This is a genomic window from Candidatus Poriferisodalis sp. (genome assembly GCF_965237655.1).
Classification (GTDB): domain Bacteria; phylum Actinomycetota; class Acidimicrobiia; order Acidimicrobiales; family Poriferisodalaceae; genus Poriferisodalis.
The window spans coordinates 1,413,574-1,434,429 of the sequence record NZ_CBDEGB010000002.1 but is presented as its reverse complement, the minus strand read 5'-3'; the positions used below and the strand labels follow the sequence as shown (position 1 = coordinate 1,434,429).

The window sequence follows — 20,856 nt, the reverse complement described above, 5'->3', positions numbered from 1 at the left end:
CCAACGGCCCACCTCGCCGTCTGTCGCCTGCTCGTCGGCGAACCGCTCACTACGTCGTCACCGACAAGATCCTCGGCTTCTGACCACAGCCGCATCGCCTATGTCGAGGCACACGATGACGAGAAGGCCAGCATTGTGGCCGTCGGAGCGTTATCCCTCACGCAATAATCGGCCACTGGCCTCATCACGCCCCGCGACATACTGGCTCCCACTCGATACATCGGACTCCCGTGTTCCTCGTTTGAGGTACACTTGCGCCACGCACAGGAGGTCGCACCATGGCCAAGACCGAGATGATCCGAGCTCGTGTCGAACCAGATCTGAAGGTGCAAGCCGAGCGTGTCCTTCGCGAACTCGGATTGTCGGCCACCGAGGCGATCACCCTGTTCTACAAGCAAGTAGTCCTGCGGCAAGGCGTTCCGTTTGACGTCAGCATCCCGAACGCCGAGACCGTCGAAGCGCTGCGTCAGGCCCGGGAACCCGACGAACTGACCGAGTACTCAAGCCTCGACGAGCTCAAAGCCACGCTGTAGCCCGCAGTGATCCTGCGTTCGGCCCGTCACAGCCCACCGCTAGGGCGGTATGCCGCCGACAACTGCCGTCGCCGGTTTGCCGGCGAACCGCTCCCAATACGTTGTCGCCGACGTCGGGGAGCTGGCCGACCACCTCATCGGCTGAGGGCCCCGCCTCAGTTCAGGAGGGGAGCAGGCGCCGGGCGGCTTCGACTACCACCCCGACCGCCCGCTCCTCGGTGGCAGCGACGCGGGCCGCGTCGACGACGGCCTCGGACTCGGTCCGCTGAGCGATCACCCCGGCGACGCACCCGGCCCGCCAGCCGTTGGCTGCGCACATCGTGAACAGGGTGGCCGACTCCATCTCGTAGTTGAGCACGCCAATGCGACGCCACTCCGCCAGGCTGCCCCGCAGCCACCCGACGACCTCGGCGGCCATGGTGTCGTAGCGCTCCTGGCCGGGGTAGAACGTATCGCTCGACGCCGTGATCCCGACCCGATGGGCAGCATCGAGGGCGACCGCGGCATCGACCAGGGCCCGGGTGCACTCGAACGAGGAGGCGGCCGGGTACTCCACCGGAGCGAAGTGCCGGCTCGCCCCGTCGAGGCGGACCGCGGCCTGGGTGATGACCAGGTGACCGATCAGCAGATCAGGCTGGATCGATCCGGTGGTGCCGACCCGCAGGAACGTCCGCACGCCAAGCTGGGCCAGCTCCTCGACCGCGACCGAGGTCGACGGCCCGCCGACGCCGGTCGAGCAGATCACCACCGGCTGACCGTCGATCGACGCTCGATAGCTCGTGAACTCCCGGTTCGAGGCCAAGTGCGCGGGCTCGGCCATCGTTTCGGCGATCCTCCCGACCCGGGCAGGGTCGCCCGGCACGATGGCAAGCGAGGCGCCGCCGAGATCGGCGGCGCTCACACCCAGGTGCATCACCCGCTCGTCACTCATCACCCGACCCTATTTCTCAGCCGTTGACTGGGTGATGGATGCCCTCCAAGACGCCATGCTGTCCGCCGTCACTGCTGCTAGTCGACGCGGACGGTGAACTCGAGTCCTCCCGCGAAGGGGAGGGTCATCGTCCGGAGCTTGTTGGCGGGGTCGTTGAGGAACTCGAAATAGGGCTGGTAGCCCTTAGCGGCCGAGATGGTGTTGTCGGTAATGATGGCCGCGTCGGGACGCAGGGCTGGAGTGACCAGTTCGAGAGCGTCGAGAGCGACATGCCAGATGTCGACGAGGAGGAAATCGACCGGTCCTCCGCAGTCAACCAACGTCTCGCGCAGATCGCCCTCCCGAAGCTCGATCCAGCGAGCGAGACCCGCCTCTTCAAAGTTGGCCCGAGCAATGCCAGCCTTGGCTGGCTCGTACTCGGTTGCAATCACCACGCCGTCGTCATGACCGTTGTCCCGGACGGCGGCGGCCAGGTAGAGGGTGGACACACCGTGGGAAGTCCCGGCTTCGACGACACGACGAGCACCGAGAGCACGACAGAGCTGGTAGCAGAACGTTGCCTTGTCGCGATCGAGCGCGACGAGCTTGTCGCCGAGGAACTGACGCAGGTTGTCGTCGAAGCCACGCTGGCTTCGGTCCTGGCCGCTCTCTCGCCGTTGCTCCGCTAAGAACGCCGACATCTCACCAGCTTGTTCGTCGCTCTGGGCGTGCAGTCGATCGAGCAGTTTCTCGAGCACGGGGTCATGCAGGGGTGACGTCATGTGGTTCCTCTCTCGGGTGCCGGCAGATCGAGTCGGTTGGTCACTTGGCTTGCTGTCGATCTTGACGTTTGGGTTCTACACGGTCGCCACCGGTTGGGCCTGCCTGAACTCGAACCCGATCAGCTCGACGGTGCTGGCCTGGTACGGCGAGCGCAGCGCAACGCCGCTCACCGTCGCCCTGACTGGCGCCAGCGCCGGAGGGATCGTCATGATCCCGCTGCTGGTCTGGTTGAACGAGATCGTCAGGTTCGCAACCGGTCTGACCGACGCTACGGCGGCCACCCGTCTCCAAGACCTTGACACCCGGCAACTCCACGGCCAAGATCAAGGAGGTAATCGAACACTGGTTCGATGTCGGAGGGGAGACTGTGTTTCCGCAGGTCAGAGGCAGGGTTGAGTCTCCAGTTCCCCCTAGCTCCACTTGAGGATCCTGCGGCCTCGCCGGTGAGTTGTCGGAGTTGCTCCTCTACATCGGTTCGTTGGGGTGGGCGAAGCCCGGGACTGGCCAACGATCCTGGGTGCTGGACGATGGCTGAGCGTTCAGGGCACCCGACTGGGTTTCGGTCGGCTCGTCAGGAGCGTCGTCCTCGTCGATCTTGTCCGCCGCCGTGTGCCCGTCGCTCGACGATGCATCTCCGTAGCCGTCGGTCGCGATGTCGCGCTCACCCTCGCTCGCGATGTCGTTGTCCCCCAAAGCGTTGATGAAGACGTTGTCTCCGATCTCATCGCCGATCGGCATGTTGCGGCGAATGATGTCTGCCAGTGTCGTGGCGTCCACTTCCGCCAGCACATCGGGGTTGGCGGCGAACCACGTGTCGTTCTGGTACCAGAAACGGTCACCGTCACGCAGACGGCGGAACTGGTCAGCGATGATCGTCTGGAACGTCTCGCCGACCATGGCCCCCTCCACATGGTCCTCGGCGAGCCCGCCCTTCCAGAGGTCGACGTGCTCGACTTCACCGTAGGCCTGGCGCAGCTTCGCCTGTACTTGGGGGTCAGATGAGATGTCGCCGAAGCTCATTGCCGCTGGCAGTCCATACGCCTGGCGGGCCGCGTTGTAGGACGCCAGTCCGTGGTCGCGGTTCCGCTGAATGTTGAGCGCGGCCAGGTCGCGTCCGGGGCTGCCGGGCGGGCCGAACAGCATGTTTCGGACCGGGTCGACCAGTTGAGTATCGACCTGCTGGGCCAGCTGTGTTGCGAGGCCGCGCAGCAAGCCCGAGATGCCCTCGTCGGTCACCTGTGACGGCGCGAAGAACGCGTCGGCCAGCGAGAGCGTCCTCTCGATGCCGTTCTCGTCAACCATGAGGAGATCGGGCGAAAGCATGGTGTGCCCCACCCGGTAGGCCGCCGCGGAGAACTCATTCGCTATGGACGCGTCGACTGCTGAGTCGTAGCCGTCGTAGGAGCCGACCGAATCGGGGCCCAGCAGTATCGGCAAGAATTCGTTGTAGGTGATGACCTGCATCTCAGTGCCAACGATCTTGCGAGCCATTTCGAAGATCTCCTGCCCGCACAAGCTGGGAGGGGCGGTCGCGATCAGGTCGGCGAGGCGATTGTGTTCACGGACGAACAGTGTGTGCAATGCGGAAAGCCCCACCTGCTCATTCGCCCGAACATCACCTGCCGCGAACAGATCAGTGCGAGAAGTTCCGGCGCCTCGGCCGCCGCTGTCATTGTCGAGTCCGAACTCATTGAAGGGCAAGAATCGGCCGTCGCTCGATGTGCGGAGCTTCACCGAGTCGTCGTTGTTTCGCAGCGCCTGCGCTCGACCCAATGACGAGCCGTAGACATTCGAGGCGTCGATGAACGACGTAACCACGTTGATCTGCTGCCGGGTGCCGCCTGCAGCAGTGCCGTGAGCCGACCGGTTGAAGGCAATCGTGCGAGTCCCGGCGGATGTGGGATCGAAGACAGCGTCGCCGGTCGGAACCGGGATCGGTAACGACTCTGCGGGGCTGTGCTCGGGCGTCAGGCTGATGTCGTGGTCCAAGAACTGGCCCCACTGCCACACCATGTCGGTTGCGTGGGCCGTGTTGGTGATTGACCTGGCCTGAGCTGCCACGATGTTGCTGACTGCCCTCGGCCCAGGAAGGTCAGCAGGCACATCTGAGAGCCCGGCATAGTTCGCGGCTGCCAGCCGGAGCAGCTGAGTGCCAGCGGAGCCGAACTCGGGATTCTCGACATTGTTGCCCCAGCCGTCGAGCGAGCGCACACCAAACGACATGGGGTACTCGCGCAGGGCAACCGGAACGATGTCGCGAGCATGCAGCCGGACCCGCACGCCGATCCACGTCAGGACTTCCCCGTCGGACCGTGCGTCGGCCAGGTTCAGCCACACCTGCCGCAGCCGCAGCACCAGCCTGTCGGTCCTACCGTCGATGGCAGGGGTGACGGCGAAGCGCACCGCACAGTCGGTGTCGGGCCCGCTGCATGCGACAGTGAGCTCCGTCACCGTGTGGCTGGTACCGCCGATGGTGATTTGGTCATCCGACACGGCGCCGAGTCGGGAGCTGGCGTCGAATCCGATCGCACCGGTGCTCTGGCCCACACTCAGCGATGCCGACCACAGCTCAGAGGTGGAAGCCGTCGACAACGTAGGACTGGTTTGGTCGTCCTCCTCAGCTGCTGCTGCGGGCGGCGCCGTGCCTACCGCCACAAGGACCGAGGCCAGCGCGGCCAGCGCAGTGCAAACGGCGATCTGCGGTCGCCCGCTCCGCCGCGTGCGCGGAGGATCTGCGCGCTCAAATGGGCCGCTCACCGGGCCCGAGAGGCGTGTCGCATCGTCTTCGCCGCCCGCCGGGCGGCACCCCAGTGCGGCAGCTGGGCCCGTTCGATGCCGACGGCACCTCGTTGACGCACTCCCCTTATGCCCGCGGCAAGAAGTCGGTTGAACTCGACATCACCAGCCCCGACGGTGCCGAAGCGCTCCGCGGTCTCGCGGCCAGCGCCGACGTGCTGCTGGAGTCGGCCCCACCTGGCGAGCTGACATCGCTGGGCCTGGGACCCGACGTACTCGCCGAGATCAACCCCGCACTCGTCATCGCTTCGATCTCGCCGTTCGGCCAGACCGGTCCCAAGGCTGACTGGGCCGCAACAGATCTCACTGTGTGGGCATCAGGCGGCCCGATGCACCTGTGCGGCGACGAAGACCGGGCACCGCTCGGCGTGGGCGTCCCTCAGGCATTCCGTCACGCCGCTGCGCACGCTGCATCACTGGTGACGCTTGCACTGGTGGAACGCAACCAATCCGGCGAGGGCCAGCACATCGACGTATCGGCGCAAGCCGTCGCAATGAACTCGACGATGTCGTCGGTGCTGTGCTCGCTGATCGGAGCCCCCTTGACCCTGCGAGGCGGCGGAGCTGTGCGCAGCGGCGACCTCCGGCTGCGGTTCATGTACCCGGCCAGCGACGGGCACGTCTCGGTGACCCACGTGTTCGGGGCTGCCATCGGGCCGGCGACGGCTCGGCTGATGAACTTGGTGCACGAGGCAGGATTCTGCGATTCCGAGACCGCGTCGAAGGACTGGATCGGCTACGGCATGGCGCTCAGCGACGGAAGCGAGACAATCGAGGACTTCGAGCGAACCAAGGAATGCGTCGCCGCATTCACGGCCTCCCGGACGAAGCAGGAGCTGTTCGCCCTCGCCAACGAGCATCGCCTGCTGCTCGCACCGGTCGCCACAACCGCCGACGTCGCAGCATCGGAGCAATTGGCCACTCGCAGTTACTGGGACGTCGTCGACGGGAAGCGCTATCCGGGGCATTGGATGAAGCCCGAACCCACCGACGGCTCGGCCGATCGTGTGCCGGCCGTCGGCGAGCACACGGCTGCTGTCCTGGCCTCGCAGCGGACACCTGCAGTATTCTCGCCCCGGAGGCGCCGACCAGATGTGAGCGCCCGCTCGAAGGCTTGAAGGTGCTCGACTTTATGTGGGCAGTGGCCGGTCCCACGTTCTCCCGGATCCTCGCCGATGCGGGGGCGACCGTGATCCGGGTCGAGTCGTCAATCCGCCTCGACGCGTGCCGTACGTTTCTGCCGTTCATCAACAACGACCCTGGGCCCGAGAACAGCGCCCTGTTCAACAACATGAATGCGGGCAAGCTCGGTATCACACTGAATCCGGGCACGCCTGCGGTCCTCGAAGTCGCCCACGACCTGATCCGCTGGGCCGACGTGGTGTGCGAGGCCTACACGCCCAGAGCCATGCGTTCATGGGGTCTCGACTACGACAACGTGCGCGAGATCAACCCAACGGTCGTCATGCTGTCGACCTGCCTGTTCGGCCAGAGCGGACCGCTTGCCAACTTTGCGGGGTACGGCAACCTGTCGGGTGCGATGGCCGGGTTCTACAACATCACGGGTTGGGGTGATCGCGCCCCGGTCGGGCCCTATGGCGCCATCACCGACTACACCTCGCCGCATCCGGCACTGGCCAGCCTGCTCGCGGCCGTCGATCATCAACGACGGACCGGTGAGGGCCGCTACATCGACTTCTCCCAGGCGGAAGCGTCGATTCACTTCATCGCGCCCGCCATGCTGGAGTACTTGCGTCCTGGCACCGTCGTGGAACGGCGGTGCCAGGACGCCGGCGTGGCTGCGCACCGGGTGCAGAACAGTCCCGAGCTGGCAGTCGATCCGCAGCTCACCTACCGCCGTCACTGGGTTGAGGTTCCCCACTCGACGCATGGCTCGACGATCATCGAGGCGCCCCGGTTCACCATGTCGCGCAGCCGAGTGTGGCCAGATGTCGCCGCTCCCGCTCTCGGAGAGCACCTCTACGAAGTCCTGACCGAGCATCTCGGTTACGACGCCGATCGCGTTGCCGAGCTGGCCGCCGCCGAGGCATTCGACTAGCCCAGCGACAGTGCGAGCCTTCTCTGTGCAGAAATGCTGACTGAGCGCGCGTTTCTGCACAGAATTGATGCAGGCGGCAATCTGTGCGCAAATTTGCCGCCTGAGGCGGCATTTCTGCGCAGAGTCCGCGCCGGTCGGCCTGATCTGGCGGTTTTGCCGTCTCTCCGCACAGCCTCTAACGTGCGCGCATGGCAGCAATCGATCACATCGTCGTCGCAGCACCCGACCTTGAGGCGGGCACCGCGGCCGTGGAAGCACTCGTCGGCATGCGTGCGGCGCCCGGCGGGCCCCACCCGGGCGTCGGCACCCGCAACACGCTCATGTCGCTCGGCGACGACGTCTATCTGGAGATCATCGCTCCCGACCCAGAACAGCCCGCCCCGGCCAATCCGCGGCCGTTCGGGATCGACAGCCTGAGCAGGCCGAAGCTCGTGACGTTCGCCGTGCATGCGTCGGACGGTGAGACCATCGACGACGTGGTGGCGGCAATGCGCGTCTGCGGCGAGGACCCCGGCGAGATCATCTCGATGAGCCGCGTCAAGCCCGACGGCGAGGAGCTCCACTGGTCGCTCACCCTGTCCCCCGCCGGTCTTGCCGAGGGGGCCGGCCTGGCCCCGTTCGTCATCGAATGGGGCGACACCACCCATCCCGCCACCGTGACGCCGACCGGTTGCACCCTGGTCTCGCTGGCCGGAACGCACCCCGACACCGATCACATCCGAGCCCTGCACGCCGCGATCGGCATCGACATCGACGTGAACGCAGGCGACAGCGTCAACCTCGAAGCGACGCTCGACACGCCGAACGGCCGCGTCACGCTCCGCTGATTCCGGCCGGGCAAGAGGCTCGGCCACACACGCGATTCAGCCTCCAATGTGCCAGTCGACGGTTTCTCGGCCCGCGTCGGCCAGGGCCGCGTTGGCGCGACTGAACGGGCGGCTGCCGAAGAACCCGTTGTGAGCGCTGAGCGGCGACGGGTGGGCGGATTCGATGACCACGTGCCGGGTCAGGTCCACGAGCGATTTCTTCCGGCGGGCAAACGCACCCCACAGGATGAACACGACACGCTCAGGCTTCGAGCTGACAGCCCGGATCACCTCGTCGGTGAACGTCTCCCAACCAGCCGACCGATGCGAAGCCGCCTGGCGGGCACGCACCGTGAGAAACGCGTTGAGCAGCAGCACACCCTGGTGCGCCCACCCCTCCAAATTGCCGTGCGACGGCGGCTCGATGCCGAGGTCGTCGCGCAACTCGACGAAGACGTTCTGCAACGACGGCGGTTGCCGTATCCCCCGGGGAACCGAGAAGCACAATCCGTGGGCTTGGCCGGGGCCGTGGTAGGGGTCCTGGCCCAGGATCAGGACCTTCACCTCGGCGAATGGCGTCAGGTGAAGCGCAGCAAAGACCTGATCGTAGGGCGGGTACACGGCGCTCTGGGAACGCTCGTCGGCTACGTATTGCTGCAGGATCGGCCAATAGGGCTTGTCGAACTCGCCCCGCAGGATCGGGTTCCAGTCGGTGCGTGGCATAGCCCGCTAGCTGAGATCCACGGCGTCAGGAGATCGCTGCTGCTGCCGCTGCCGACAACTCGATGCCGCGCTCGATTCGGGCCCGGTAGAGATCCAAGTCGACATCGTCAGCGGGCTTCTGGCCCCGCATGTAGCGGGCGTACACGCCGTGGATGATGCACGCCGATTTCCAGTGGTTGAAGCTGACGTAGTACGCCAACTGCGAAAGATCCGCTCCCGTGCGTTCCTGGTAACGCTCAATGATGTCGGCACGGCCGACGAATCCGTCCACCAGCGTCGGCGGATCCGAGCCCTCCAGGATGTCGTCGCTCGGCTCGGTCCAGCTGTTCAGCGCGTACGCGAGGTCCGCGAGCGGGTCGCCGAGCGTGGAGATCTCCCAGTCCAACACCGCCTGCAGTTCGCCGCTGGGATTGAACAGGCAGTTGTGGAGGCCGTAGTCGCCGTGCACGACGCGCGCCGGACCCTGCTCTGGCTTGCGTTCGGAGAGGAAGTCGTGCAGTTCGTGGACAACGGGAGTGTCGTACCTTGCCGCTTCCGCCGAGGCTGTCCACGACCGGTACCAGGTGCGAATCTGGCGCCCGATGTAGTCCTCCTTCTTGCCGAGACCGCCCAGGCCGACATCGTCGGGATCCACCGAGTGCAGCGCTGAGAGCACGTCCATGAACGATGTGCCGACATGTGCCCTGCCTTCGGCGCTCAAGTGCTCGCGGGCGTCGGCAGATTCGAACAGGGGCCTGCCTTCGACGTAACTCATCACGTAGAAGTGGGCGCCAGTCACGTCGGGGCTCTCGCAGTAGCCGTATGCGATGGCGACCGGCACATCCGTCGGCCCCAAACCGCTGATGATCGTGAACTCGCGCCCCATGTCGTGCGCCTTGGGCAGCAGCTCCCCCATCGGCGGGCGACGCACGACCGCCGTGGTGCCATCGGCGGCGGTCAGCTTGTAGGTGAGGTTGCTGTGGCCGCCCTCGAGCTGGGTCCACGTGAACGGCGACTCAAGGCCGTCGACGTTGGCGTCGATCCATGCCTCCACCTCGGGCACGTCGTACCCGACGGCCCCACTCGCAGCCGTGCCGCCTGTCGCCCCGTCGGTCATCTCGCCTCCCCTTGTACCCGGCGAGCGCCCGCCGATGTGCAGGCTGGCGCAGTTCGCACACACTATGGCAACCGGCGGCGCCCGCTGCGGGCTGTGCACACCCGCGCCGAGGGCTGCACCGGCACCGCGAATCCGCGACGAATCGCTGCGGCGACGACCGGTAGCGTCGGCGCCATGGACCCGACCGCACCAGATCTGCCTTCAGAGCTGACGTCGCCTCCTCCGCACATGACACCGGACGAATTCCGGCGCCACGGCCGGGAAGTCATCGACTGGATTGCCGACTACTGGGAGCGCGTCGAGTCGCTGCCGGTGGCGTCGACCGTCGCGCCGGGTGACATTCGGGCGATGCTGCCCGACGCCGCCCCCGAAGAGGCCGAGCCGTTCGAGAACCTGCTCGCCGATCTGGACCGCGTGGTGCTTCCGGGCGTAACGCACTGGCAGCATCCGGGCTGGTTCGCCTATTTCCCGGCGAACAACTCCCCGCCATCGGTGCTGGCCGACACGGTGTCAGCAGGGCTCGGGCTGATCGGCCTGCTGTGGTCGGCCTCGCCGGCGATGACCGAGATCGAGAGCCACGTGCTCGACTGGCTGGTGGATCTGCTGAGCCTGCCGGGCCACTGGAAGACCACGTCGACCGGAGGCGGCGTGCTGCAGGGCAGCGCGTCCGACGCGACTCATGTCGCCCTGGTCGCGGCCCGCCACCGCGCTAGCGCTCGCAGCGGCCTGCCCGCGACCCAGATGGTGGCCTACACCTCGGCCCAGGCGCACAGCTCGGTGGAGAAGGGCGCCAACATTGCGGGCTTCGGCGTGGCGCGCCTCATCGAGACCGACGAGCACAGGGCAATGCGACCTGACGCTTTGCGCGCTGCAATTGAGGCCGACGCGGCGGCGGGTCTTGTGCCGACGTTCGTCGGCTCGACCGTCGGCACCACCGGCACTACCGCGGTCGACCCGGTGCGGGCCATTTCCGCCATCGCCCGAGAGCACGAGCTGTGGCATCACGTTGACGCTGCGTATGCGGGCACGGCCATGATCTGCCCCGAGTTCCGTCACCACCAGGACGGCATCGAGCTGGTCGACAGCTACGTGTTCAACCCTCACAAGTGGATGATGGTCAATTTCGACTGCTCGGCCTTCTACGTGGCGGAGCGGGAGGCGCTCACCGAGGCGCTGTCGATTGACCCGCCGTACCTGCGCAACGCCCAGAGCGACGCTGGCAACGTGATCGACTACCGCAACTGGCAGGTGCCGCTGGGTCGCCGCTTCCGAGCGCTCAAGCTGTGGTGGGTTCTGCGCAGCTACGGTGCCGCGGCGCTGCGACAGATGGTGCGCCACCACGTCGCCATGGCCCAGGAATTGGCGCAACGACTCGACGACGACCCTCGCTTCGAGATCGTGGCGCCGCACCCGTTCTCGCTGGTGTGCTTCCGCTGGTGTCCCGCCGACGAGTCCCAGACTTCACAAGAAGCCGCGGACTGCGCCACCGATGCGATTGCTGCGACGGTGAACGACAGCGGCGTCGCCTACCTGACCCCCTCCAAGCTGGACGGCCACAGCATCATCCGTGTGGCGATCGGTCAGTCCCGCACCGATCGCGAGCACCTGGATCGGCTGTGGAAGACGATCAGCGAGGCCGCCGTCTAGCCGGCAGGTCCGAACGTGCCCAAGGCGGCCAGCAATCGGTCGTTCTGTTCCGGCGTGCCCAGGCTGATCCGCACGCCTTCGCCCTCGAACGGGCGGGTCACCAAGCCCTGCTTCTCCAGCCGGACGAACAGGTCCATGGCCCCAGTTCTCACCGCCAGGTAGACGAAGTTGGCTTGGCTCGGCACGACAGGCCAGCCCTGCTCAACCATCGCAGCACTCACCCGCTCGCGCTCCGCCAAGATGCCTGCCACTCGTACGCCCAGCTCCGCTGCGGCCTGTGGCTCCAGCGATGCCCGTGCCGCGACCTGAGCGATACCGCTGACGATGAACGGAAGCACCACCTTGTCGAGCGCGCCGATGACGCCCGGGTGCCCGACGCCATAGCCGACACGCAGGTTGGCGAGGCCATAGGCCTTGGAGAACGTGCGCAGCACCAGCGCATTCGGGTGCTCGGGCAGGATGGCCTCAATGGGATCGGCCACCGCAGGATCGGTCACGAACTCCCGGTATGCCTCATCGACCACCACGATGACGTCGTCGGTCACGGCTGCGAGCAGGCGTTGCAATTCCGCAGTCGAACAGACCGTGCCAGTCGGGTTGTTGGGGGTCGAGAGGATCACGATCTTCGTGGCGTCGGTCACCGATGCGGCGACGGCGTCGAGGTCAAAGGCATGGTCGACGAGCGGAACCGTCACAGCCCGAGCCGCGGACACTGCGCAGAACACCGGATGGACCTCGAACGAGCGCCACGGATACACGACCTCGTCGCCGGGATCGACGTACGAGGCAAACAGCTGCTGGAGCACGCCCACCGAACCCGAGCCGACGGTGACCTGATCGAGCCCGACGCGGTGCCTGTCGGCCAGCGCTTCCCGTACCTCCATGCAGCGATGGTCGGGATAGCGGTTCATGCCCAGCGCAGCCTCGGCGACCGCTTTGGCCACCGAGGGAAGCGGGTCGTTGGCGTTCTCGTTGGAAGCCAGCTTGACGGCTTCGGTCAGGTCATGCTCGGCCTCGGCCTGCGCGGCCGAGCGACCCGGCTTGTATTCCGGCAGCCCCTCTACAGCCGTCCTCGGTCGTCCGATCATGCGCTGGCGCTCCTGGTTCTCGGGGCGGCCCCGGCACGCCGCACTGCCCGGCGGCAAGTTACCGGGCGGAACTGTTTACAAGCGGCGGTTCGCCTGGTCCCCCGGCTTGGCGGCCGCCCGAAACTCGTCAGCAACAGCGGCCATGGTGGCGAACGTCACGCTGGGCTGGGACGCCATGTGGTCGATGAGCCGTTCGAGCATCAGCATGCGGCTGCCCCGTCCTATGCACTGGGGATGCATCGTAAGCACGAACACCCCGCTGCCGACCCGGTCACAGAGGTAGTCGAACTCAGCGGACCACACGTCATAGACGTGATCGGGGGTGCGCAGCCCTTGCACCGTGGGACCGTCGTAGCTGAAGTACGGCCAGTCGTCGAGGATCCAGTCGAACGGCAGCTGAACGAGGTCTACCTCACCGCCGAATTGGTGCGGACCGTCGGTGGTAGGCACGTCGCCCAGCCGGCACCACGTGGGCGCGTAGTCGTTGCGGGCCATGGAGGAGTCGTATGAGAAGCCGTGCTCGATGAGCAGGCCGATCCAGCGGTCCCCGCAGTTGCCGCCCGGCACCCGGTGCCCGACCGGCGTACTGCCCGAGAGCCGTTCGAGGCAGTCCATGGAGCGCGTCAGGATGGCCCGCTCGTCGGCTTCATCACGTTTGGACGAGGGGGCCTCGTGGCAGTAGCCGTGATAGCCCACCTCGTGCCCGTCCGAAACCACCCGGGCGCACACGTCGCCGAAGGTGTCGATGGTGTGGCCGGGGATGAACCACGTGGAGGGAAGGCTGCGCTCATCGAGCAGGTCGAGCAGCCGGTGCGCGCCGATCGTGGAGAATTCCCCGCGGGCGGTCAGGTTCGGCGATCTTGAACCTCGTGGCCCCGTCCAGATTGAGATCGCATCAAAGTCGAAGCTCAGGCAGACCGTTACACGGGAATCTGGGGCATCGGGTGGTCGTTCGGGGCTCATCTGCGGACCCTACTGAACCTCCATCAGCGCCTGCCACGTCCGCATGCGTCGCATCCTCCGCCGGCGGGCCCCATGTGGCCAAGCTGCCGGGCGATACCGTGACCCGATGCCAGAACGGACTGCATCTGGTCCCACTGAGGGGCCACCGCTCGCCGGCATGAAGGTGCTGGAGGTGGCCACTGGCATCGCCGGGCCGTTCGCTGGCCGGTTGCTTGCGGGCGCCGGCGCGACGGTGCTCAAGGTCGAGCCGCCGGACGGCGATCCTGCCCGGCGCCAGCCGGTCGACGATGTCCCGCTGCATAACGGCGAGCTGAGTCCCCTGTTCGTTCACCTCAACGCAGCGAAGCTGAACTGCGTAGCGGACGACCTCGACCCGTCGTGGCCCGACGTAGTGATTGCGAGTGACACCCTGGCGGGGCTCGCCGGCACTCCGTGGGACCCTCAGCGACTGACTGCCCGCGCCGCTGCGAGCGAGTCGGCACCCAAGCTTGTGACGGTCACCGCCTGGGGTGCAGACGCAGACGACCCGGGCGTCATTGCCGACGAGCTGTTGGTGCAGACCGCAACCGGCTTCCTGGGCTTCAACGGCGACGAGGGTGCCGAACCGCTGCGCCTCCCCGGCTGGCAGGCCCAGTACACCGCGGGCGGATTGGCGGCTTGGGCTGCGCATTTGATCCTGCGACGGCCTGAGACCCACATGGACGTGTCGTGGCTGGGGGCGCTGCTGACAGGGGTCGAGCTGTGCTACTGCGATGCGCTGCACTGCGAGCGGCCGCGGCCGCTGGTGGGGCCGCATCCGCCGACTGCCTACCCCTCGGGCGCCATCCGCTGCGCCGACGGTTACGTGTGTCCCGGATCGATCCGGCGTGACGACTGGGAAATGCAATGCCTGCACCTCGGCGTGCCCGAGTGGATCGACGATCCTGAGCTGAGCCACCGGCATCGCCGGGTCGGCCACATCGACAAAATCCGCGAGGTCATCGAACCGTGGTACCAGGCGCGCACCAAGCGGGAACTCTTCCAGTTCGCACTCGAAACGCCATGGGCCGTCGGCATGGTGATGACCCCGCTCGATGCGCTCAGCGACGAGCACCTCGTTGCTCGCGGCTTCCTCGGCAACATTGAGACACCGGCCGGCTCTGCGGTTGGACCGATCCGACCGTTCACCGCGGTCGGCCTGCCGGTGCCGAATCAGCGAGTCAACGACCGAGGCACCGACTCGCTTCCGGCTCTGACGAACGGCTCCCGCAGTGACGCGGCTCCTGCGCTACGCCCAGCCCGCCAGCTACGCGTCATCGAGATGACCATCGCTTGGGCGGGCCCCTATGTCGGCAACCTGCTCACGCCGCTCGGCATCGACGTCATCAAGATCGAGGCGCAGAACCCCTTCGACGGCTTTCGCACACAGCGCCCCTACGACCACGGCATGGCACCGGGGCTCGAACACCTCGTGGCAGACAATCGCTTCTACGAGGCGGGCGGCCACTTCAACGCCGTCAACAAGGGCAAGCGCGACTGCGTGGTCACGCTTGCGACGCCCGAGGGCCGGGACGCGTTCATGGAGCTGGTGCGCAACTGCGATGCGCTCGTCGCCAACTTCGCGGCCCACGTGCTGCCGCAGTTGGGTCTCGAGTTCAAGACGCTGGCAGAGGTCAACCCCCGCATCGTGCTCGTACGCATGCCTGCGTTCGGCATCGACGGTCCGTACGCGGACGCGGTCGGCTATGGCTCGATCATCGAGGCGATGGGCGGGCTCGGGCACCGGCAGGGCTACGAGCACGAAGGCGCCCGCATCTCCAACATCTACTTCCCGGACCCCATCGCCGGCATCGCCGCGGGATTCGCCCTGCTGAGCGGCCTGCACCACGCCGAGCGCACCGGCCAAGGCATCGAGATCGATGTCTCACAGCAGGAAGGCACCTGGCAGCACAGCGGCGAGGCAATCGTGCTGGCTTCAACGGCCGGGCGCGACATCGGCCGCATGGGCAACCGCGAACCCGGCACGGCATGGAGCGGCTTCATGGAAGGAACCGACGGCTGGCTAGCGGTCGTGATCGACGCCTCGCCGGACGGCCGGGTCGAGAACCATGCAACGAACGTCGTTCGAGGGCTGCTCGATCAGATTGCCGCCAACGGTGGCAATCCCGTCCGTCCGTCAGCGGACCTAAACACAGCGCTACGTCTCGCCGGAGTCCGAACGCAAGTCTGCCTGGATCCGTGGACGGCGCCGGAATATCGCCCGCTCGCCGACCACCTCGATGTCGTCGAGCACCCGGTCACCGGCCACAGGCGCCACATTGCGTCCCCGTTCACCCTTGACGGCGTGCGCGCATCCCAAGCAGGCCCCTCCCCCCTGTTCGACCAGCACACCGACGAGGTCTTCGCCGAAGTAGCCGGCCTCTCAGCCGACAAGATCGCAAACCTCCGAGCCAACGGCCACATAGGAGGCGAACTCCCCCCGCCCGCAGAGCTCGGTTTCGTCTACGACTGACAACAAGAGCGAGACATCGCCTGCGGGCTACCGTGCGCCCCATGCGCATCGAACCGTTCCAGATCGCCGTCCCGGAAGAGCAACTCGACGACCTTCGCGATCGCCTGGTCCGCACCCGCTGGCCCGAGCCGGAACCCGTCGATGACTGGTCGCAGGGCATCCCGCTCGCATACGTCCAGGAAGTCTGCGAATACTGGGCCAACACCTACGACTGGCGTGCCCGAGAGGCCTCTCTCAACCGATTCGACCAGTACATGGCCGACGTCGGCGGCATGGACGTGCACTTCATACACGTCCGCTCTCCTGAGCCCAATGCCATGCCGATCGTGATCACCCATGGCTGGCCGGGCTCCGTAGTCGAGTTCCACAAGGTCATCGAGCCCCTGGCCGACCCCGTCGCCCACGGCGGGAACGCAGCCGACGCATTCCATGTGATCTGCCCGTCGCTTCCGGGGTACGGCTTCAGCGGCAAGCCGTCCGAGCCGGGCTGGGGCGTTGAGAAGATCGCCGAGTGCTGGGCCGAGCTCATGGCCGGCTTGGGCTACGAACGATTCGGCGCCCAGGGCGGCGACTGGGGCTCAGCCGTGACGAGTGCGCTCGGCAGTCGCCATCGGAATACCTGTATCGGCATCCACCTGAACATGGTGATGCGCGGCAGCCGGCCGAAAGATCGAGAGCCCAACGAAGAGGAACTGTCAGCCCTCGCGGCAGCGAAGCACTACAACGACTGGGATTCGGGCTACTCCAAGCAGCAGTCCACCCGTCCCCAAACCTTGGGCTACGGGCTCACGGATTCTCCCGCCGGACAGGCCGCATGGATCTTGGAGAAGTTCTGGGCGTGGACGGACTGCGACGGCCATCCTGAGAACGCGCTCAGCCGCGACGAGATGCTCGACAACATCATGCTCTACTGGCTGAACGCCACTGGGGCATCGTCGGGACGTCTCTACTGGGAGAGCTTCCGACAGATGCCCCGCATGACGGTGGACGTGCCAACCGGCGTGGCGAAGTTCCCCAAGGAGATCATCCCTCCGGTGCGTGCCTGGTCCGAGCCGATCTATTCCGACATCCGGCACTGGTCCGAGATGCCGGCCGGCGGCCATTTCGCGGCATTTGAGCAGCCTGAGCTCTTCGTCGACGACGTGCGGGCCTTCTTCAGCTTGCTGCGATGAACCAAGGCCTACCCAAGGCGCCTCGAAGGTGCCCCCGATGATGACTGGTCGTTCCGAGCCGACCCTGGCCGGCAACACCATGGATCGGCCGTTACTGGTCTCGACCCTCATTTCCTATGCATCCCGCAGCCATGCCGCCACCGACGTCGTGGCCGTCGACTCAGCGGGCATCACCACGCGCAGCACTTGGGGCCAGGTCGGTGAGCGAGCGCGACGGGTGTCCGCTGCGCTGGTTGCCGACGGGATTCGACCCGGAGATCGGGTGGCCACCATTGCCTGGAACGATCACCGCCACCTCGAGGCCTACTACGGCATCTGTGGCATCGGCGCCGTCTTGCACACCGTCAACCCACGGCTTCATGACGAACAGCTGGCGTACATTCTCAACGACGCCGCCGACAGCGTCGTGCTGGTGGACCCCTCCTTTATCGAGATCGCTGCCCGTCTCGCCCCACGCATACCCAGCGTCCGCCGTTGGGTGGTGCTCGGGCACCTCGATTCGCCCGCGGGCCTGCCAGGCGAGATCGGCTATGAGGACTGGCTGGACACCGTGCCGGGCCCCTCAACATGGCCCGAATTCGACGAGCGTTCCGCCGCCACGCTCTGTTACACCTCCGGCACTACGGGCAATCCCAAGGGCGTCCTGCAAAGCCACCGATCGATTGTGCTGCAGACATGGGCCTGCTGCACCGGCGACGGCCATGACGTTCACTCTGGTCACGCAGTCCTAGGTGCGGTCCCCATGTTCCACGTCAACGGCTGGGCACTGCCATTCGCAACGGCGATGAGCGGCGCAAAGCTCGTGCTGCCCGGACCGGACCTCAGCCCCCAAGCGCTCGTCAATCTCATCGAGGCCGAGGACATCACCTTCTCAGCAGGCGTTCCCACCATCTGGCTGGGTGTCGTGCAATACCTGCAAGCCACGGGTCGCACCGTGCCCACGCTGGGTAAGGTCGCAGTGGGCGGATCTGCAGCGCCCCGTGTGCTCATCGACACGCTCGAGGATGACTATGGCGTCACGGTCAGCCATGTCTGGGGCATGACCGAAATGACCCAAGGAACCTCGGGACGTTTCACACATCGGGTCGAGCGCCTCGACCGCGACGCTCAGCGTGCCCGCCAGGCCAAGGCCGGCCGAGAGCTGTACGGCATTGAGCTGCGCGTGGTCGATGATCAGGGAACCGTCCTGTTGCGTGATGGCCGCAGTGTTGGCGAGATCCAGGCACGCGGCCTTTGGATGTCCGGTTCGTACTACTGCGGCGCCCTCGCCGATGCCGAGACCTTTGCAGACTCGCACCTCTCCGAAGCCGAAGGCGGCTGGCTGCGCACCGGCGACGTCGGCGCCCTCGACTCCGAGGGTTATCTCACCCTCACGGACCGGTCCAAGGACGTCATCAAGAGCGGTGGCGAGTGGATCAGCTCGATCGAGCTGGAGAACGCTGCTCTTGCGGCCCCGGGGGTTGCGGCTGCGGCCGTCATCGGCTTGTCGCACGAACGCTGGGGCGAACGCCCGCTGCTCATCATCGAGCTTTCCGACGGTGCCACTCTCGATCACGCAGCGGTGCTCGATGCCATCCGGCCACGGTTCGCTTCATGGTGGCTGCCCGACGACATCGTCGTCATCGACACGATTCCCCTGACCGGCACCGGCAAGATCGACAAGAAGGCGCTGCGCACCTACTACGCGGGGCACGTCTGGCCGCAGCGTTAGCTCGAATCCGCGCCGACCTGCGCCATGACCCTGCCGGTAGCATGTGAATCGGATGCGCGGACCGCGTTGCCGAGTCCGTGCTCTGGCCGCTTTGGCGGCCACCGGCACTGCTGCGCCGAGCGAGGTCACAAACCGCTTGGCGCCGGGGTTCGCCCCGCGTGCCGATTCCCTACCGCCCGTATCCCGACAGCAAGGTGTGAGTCATGGCTGCTGGTCGCACGACGTTCGAGAAACTGCAGAGGGACCGGGCCAAGAAGGCGAAGGCCGAGGCAAAACGGGCCAAGCGCATGGGCAAAATCCCCCAGAGCGGCCCACTGGTCGCGGCCGAACCCGAACTTGACGGCACCGGCGCCGTGCTCGACGGCAACATCGACGAGGAGCTGTCCGCTGCCGATCTGATCCGTCTCGTCGAAGAGGTGCAGACCCAGTTCGACAACGACGAGATCTCCTTCGACGAGTACGAGGAGCGCAAGATCGAGCTCCTGGCCCGCCTGCCCACCGACTGAGCACTCTCGGTGCGGCCCACGAGCCGTCGAGGTAGCCGCCTGCTTGGTGATCGGCGCTGCGTTGGCCTCCATCGCACCCTCGCTGGTGGTCCTCATCGCCATGCGAGGACTTCAGGGGATCGGCGCGGCGATGATGGCCCCGGCCTCGCTCGGACTCGCCGTCGCCGCGTGGCCCGTCGAACGGCGCTGTACCGCGGTCGCAGTCTGGAGCTCGACGCTCGCGCTGTCGACCGCAGTCGGCCCCGTGGTCGGCGGCTTCTTGATCGAATACGGCTCGTGGCGCTGGGCCTACGCGCTGGAAATCCCGGTGGGCTTGATCGCGCTGGTGTGGGGAGTGGGGGTGCTGAGCGAAAGCGCACGCCACCCCGAAACGCACCACCCCGATCTGGTAGGCGCAGCGCTTCTGGGCGGTGCAACCGGCGGCCTTGCTCTCGCAATCGTGCAGGGACAAAAATGGGGCTGGACGTCGCCAGCAGTGCTCGGATTGCTGGTGACGTGCGTCGTGTCGATCATCTTGGTCGCTCGTCGCACCGCGCAACATCGCGACCCCATCGTGCCGAGAACGCTCCTGGCAGTGTCGTCGTTTCGAATCGCCTCCATGTCGCTCTTCCTGTTCGGCCTGGGGTTCTTCTCCATGCTCCTGGCCGTGGTGCTGTACCTCACTGAGATCGCCGGTTATTCCACCGTGACCGTCGGCATCGCGATCATCACGTTGCCCGTCGCAGCCTTGGTGTCGGCCAACGTCAGCGGACCGCTCGCCGATCGCTTCGGATTCCGGGCCGTGGTGATCCCCGGAATGCTGCTCTTCACTGTCGGTGCGCTGTGGCTCTGTGTGAGAGCGGGCCCGAGCCCGAATTACCTGTTGGATCTGTTTCCAGGTTTTCTGCTGGCCGGAACCGGCATCGGAGCGGGACCAGCCATCCTGAACGGGGCCGGAGTCTCCGAAATCAACCCTGCTCACTTCAGCGTCGCCGGAGCGGTCACCCAGACCGCTCGTCAGATCGCTAGGGCGATCGGTGTCGCCATCGTGGTTGCCATTCTCGGTGCCAGCGCATCTGGCGGCCCCACGGTCGGCACCTTCCGCTGGGCGTTCGCGTACTTGGCGTTCGCTACAGTCTTGGCGGGCCCGGTGGCCACCCGGATTCCTGCTCGGGTGTCGACCGCCTAGAGGCAGCACGGAAGCTATCGGGGCGTGCGAGCCTTGCATTTTGGTACGTTGATCGTATGAAGCGCAAGAGTTTCGGGCACATGGCGTGTCCCATCGCGCAGTCGCTCGAACTCGTTGGTGAGTGGTGGACGCCGCTGATCCTGCGTGACACCGTCCTCTTCGGGCTCACGCGCTTTGACGACATTCAGAACGACCTCGGCATCGCGCCGACGGTGCTCACAAGCCGACTCAATCGTCTGGTCGAGAGCGGCCTGCTCGAACGCCGCCAGTACACCGACCGCCCGCCGCGGTTCGAGTACATCCCAACCGAGGCTGCCGAGGACTTCAGGCCGGTTCTGGGAGCCTTGGCGGAGTGGGGCCAGAAGTGGACCACTTGCCACGCCGCTGACGCCAGCTCCTGACGA

General features: G+C 66.3%; 18 protein-coding genes and 1 pseudogene. 11 read left to right on the top strand and 8 right to left on the bottom strand.

Annotated features, from left to right (window positions below; all coding sequences use genetic code 11):
- Positions 1–278: 278 nt before the first annotated feature.
- Entirely contained in the window at positions 279–533 is a 255-nt protein-coding gene (locus tag ACPXYO_RS14685) for a type II toxin-antitoxin system RelB/DinJ family antitoxin (protein WP_423921991.1), read from the top strand.
- Between the two features lie 160 nt (positions 534–693).
- On the opposite strand, the gene udp is transcribed toward ACPXYO_RS14685, so the two are convergent.
- The 4 genes from udp to ACPXYO_RS14665 form a co-directional block, all read right to left on the bottom strand.
- The gene (udp, locus tag ACPXYO_RS14680; protein WP_423921988.1) at positions 694–1,464 is read right to left on the bottom strand and encodes a uridine phosphorylase; all 771 of its coding nucleotides are present in this window, start codon (positions 1,462–1,464) and stop codon (positions 694–696) included.
- Between the two features lie 77 nt (positions 1,465–1,541).
- The gene (locus ACPXYO_RS14675) at positions 1,542–2,225 is read right to left on the bottom strand and encodes an O-methyltransferase (RefSeq protein ID WP_423921985.1); all 684 of its coding nucleotides are present in this window, start codon (positions 2,223–2,225) and stop codon (positions 1,542–1,544) included.
- Positions 2,226–2,300: 75 nt separating this feature from the next.
- Positions 2,301–2,507 (bottom strand): hypothetical protein, encoded by a 207-nt coding sequence (locus tag ACPXYO_RS14670; protein WP_423921983.1) that lies wholly within the window; start codon positions 2,505–2,507, stop codon positions 2,301–2,303.
- Positions 2,508–2,691: 184 nt separating this feature from the next.
- Positions 2,692–4,881, bottom strand: a complete 2,190-nt coding sequence (locus tag ACPXYO_RS14665) for a peroxidase family protein (RefSeq protein WP_423921980.1) — start codon at positions 4,879–4,881, stop codon at positions 2,692–2,694.
- An 89-nt stretch (positions 4,882–4,970) separates the two neighbouring features.
- On the opposite strand from ACPXYO_RS14665, the gene ACPXYO_RS14660 reads away from it, so the two are divergent.
- From ACPXYO_RS14660 to ACPXYO_RS14650, 3 genes are all read left to right on the top strand, one after another.
- Entirely contained in the window at positions 4,971–6,140 is a 1,170-nt protein-coding gene (locus ACPXYO_RS14660) for a CoA transferase (RefSeq protein ID WP_423921978.1), read from the top strand.
- A gap of 2 nt (positions 6,141–6,142) precedes the next feature.
- Positions 6,143–7,081 carry a CaiB/BaiF CoA transferase family protein gene (locus tag ACPXYO_RS14655; RefSeq protein ID WP_423921976.1) on the top strand — a complete coding sequence of 313 codons (939 nt, stop codon included), beginning with the start codon at positions 6,143–6,145 and terminating at the stop codon, positions 7,079–7,081.
- Positions 7,082–7,269: 188 nt separating this feature from the next.
- Positions 7,270–7,908 carry a VOC family protein gene (locus ACPXYO_RS14650; protein WP_423921973.1) on the top strand — a complete coding sequence of 213 codons (639 nt, stop codon included), beginning with the start codon at positions 7,270–7,272 and terminating at the stop codon, positions 7,906–7,908.
- 36 nt (positions 7,909–7,944) lie between these two features.
- Here the strand turns inward: ACPXYO_RS14650 and ung are convergent, their stop codons facing one another.
- Both ung and ACPXYO_RS14640 read right to left on the bottom strand, forming a co-directional pair.
- Positions 7,945–8,610 (bottom strand): uracil-DNA glycosylase, encoded by a 666-nt coding sequence (ung, locus tag ACPXYO_RS14645; protein WP_423921970.1) that lies wholly within the window; start codon positions 8,608–8,610, stop codon positions 7,945–7,947.
- Positions 8,611–8,635: 25 nt separating this feature from the next.
- Positions 8,636–9,706, bottom strand: a complete 1,071-nt coding sequence (locus tag ACPXYO_RS14640) for a phosphotransferase family protein (protein WP_423921967.1) — start codon at positions 9,704–9,706, stop codon at positions 8,636–8,638.
- A gap of 174 nt (positions 9,707–9,880) precedes the next feature.
- On the opposite strand from ACPXYO_RS14640, the gene ACPXYO_RS14635 reads away from it, so the two are divergent.
- Positions 9,881–11,353: a pyridoxal-dependent decarboxylase gene (locus ACPXYO_RS14635; RefSeq protein WP_423921965.1), complete on the top strand. Its 1,473-nt coding sequence runs from the start codon at positions 9,881–9,883 to the stop codon at positions 11,351–11,353.
- Here the strand turns inward: ACPXYO_RS14635 and hisC are convergent.
- Both hisC and ACPXYO_RS14625 read right to left on the bottom strand, forming a co-directional pair.
- Positions 11,350–12,441 carry a histidinol-phosphate transaminase gene (gene hisC, locus ACPXYO_RS14630; RefSeq protein WP_423921962.1) on the bottom strand — a complete coding sequence of 364 codons (1,092 nt, stop codon included), beginning with the start codon at positions 12,439–12,441 and terminating at the stop codon, positions 11,350–11,352. The genes ACPXYO_RS14635 and hisC overlap by 4 nt on opposite strands.
- A gap of 75 nt (positions 12,442–12,516) precedes the next feature.
- Positions 12,517–13,404 carry a polysaccharide deacetylase family protein gene (locus tag ACPXYO_RS14625; protein ID WP_423921960.1) on the bottom strand — a complete coding sequence of 296 codons (888 nt, stop codon included), beginning with the start codon at positions 13,402–13,404 and terminating at the stop codon, positions 12,517–12,519.
- Positions 13,405–13,510: 106 nt separating this feature from the next.
- Between ACPXYO_RS14625 and ACPXYO_RS14620 the strand changes: the two genes are divergently transcribed.
- The 6 genes and pseudogenes from ACPXYO_RS14620 to ACPXYO_RS14595 all read left to right on the top strand — a co-directional run bounded on the left by ACPXYO_RS14620 (position 13,511) and on the right by ACPXYO_RS14595 (position 20,853).
- On the top strand, positions 13,511–15,895 hold the full coding sequence (locus ACPXYO_RS14620; RefSeq protein ID WP_423921957.1) for a CoA transferase: 2,385 nt from the start codon (positions 13,511–13,513) through the stop codon (positions 15,893–15,895).
- Between the two features lie 41 nt (positions 15,896–15,936).
- On the top strand, positions 15,937–17,067 hold the full coding sequence (locus ACPXYO_RS14615; protein ID WP_423921954.1) for an epoxide hydrolase family protein: 1,131 nt from the start codon (positions 15,937–15,939) through the stop codon (positions 17,065–17,067).
- Positions 17,068–17,104: 37 nt separating this feature from the next.
- Positions 17,105–18,778, top strand: a complete 1,674-nt coding sequence (locus ACPXYO_RS14610; RefSeq protein WP_423921951.1) for a long-chain fatty acid--CoA ligase — start codon at positions 17,105–17,107, stop codon at positions 18,776–18,778.
- A 203-nt stretch (positions 18,779–18,981) separates the two neighbouring features.
- A complete protein-coding gene (locus ACPXYO_RS14605; RefSeq protein ID WP_423921948.1) occupies positions 18,982–19,284 on the top strand; it encodes a hypothetical protein in 303 nt (100 codons plus the stop codon).
- A gap of 19 nt (positions 19,285–19,303) precedes the next feature.
- Positions 19,304–20,452 (top strand): annotated as a pseudogene (locus ACPXYO_RS14600) (MFS transporter); the annotation flags it as partial.
- Between the two features lie 56 nt (positions 20,453–20,508).
- Entirely contained in the window at positions 20,509–20,853 is a 345-nt protein-coding gene (locus tag ACPXYO_RS14595) for a winged helix-turn-helix transcriptional regulator (protein WP_423921946.1), read from the top strand.
- Positions 20,854–20,856 lie beyond the last annotated feature (3 nt).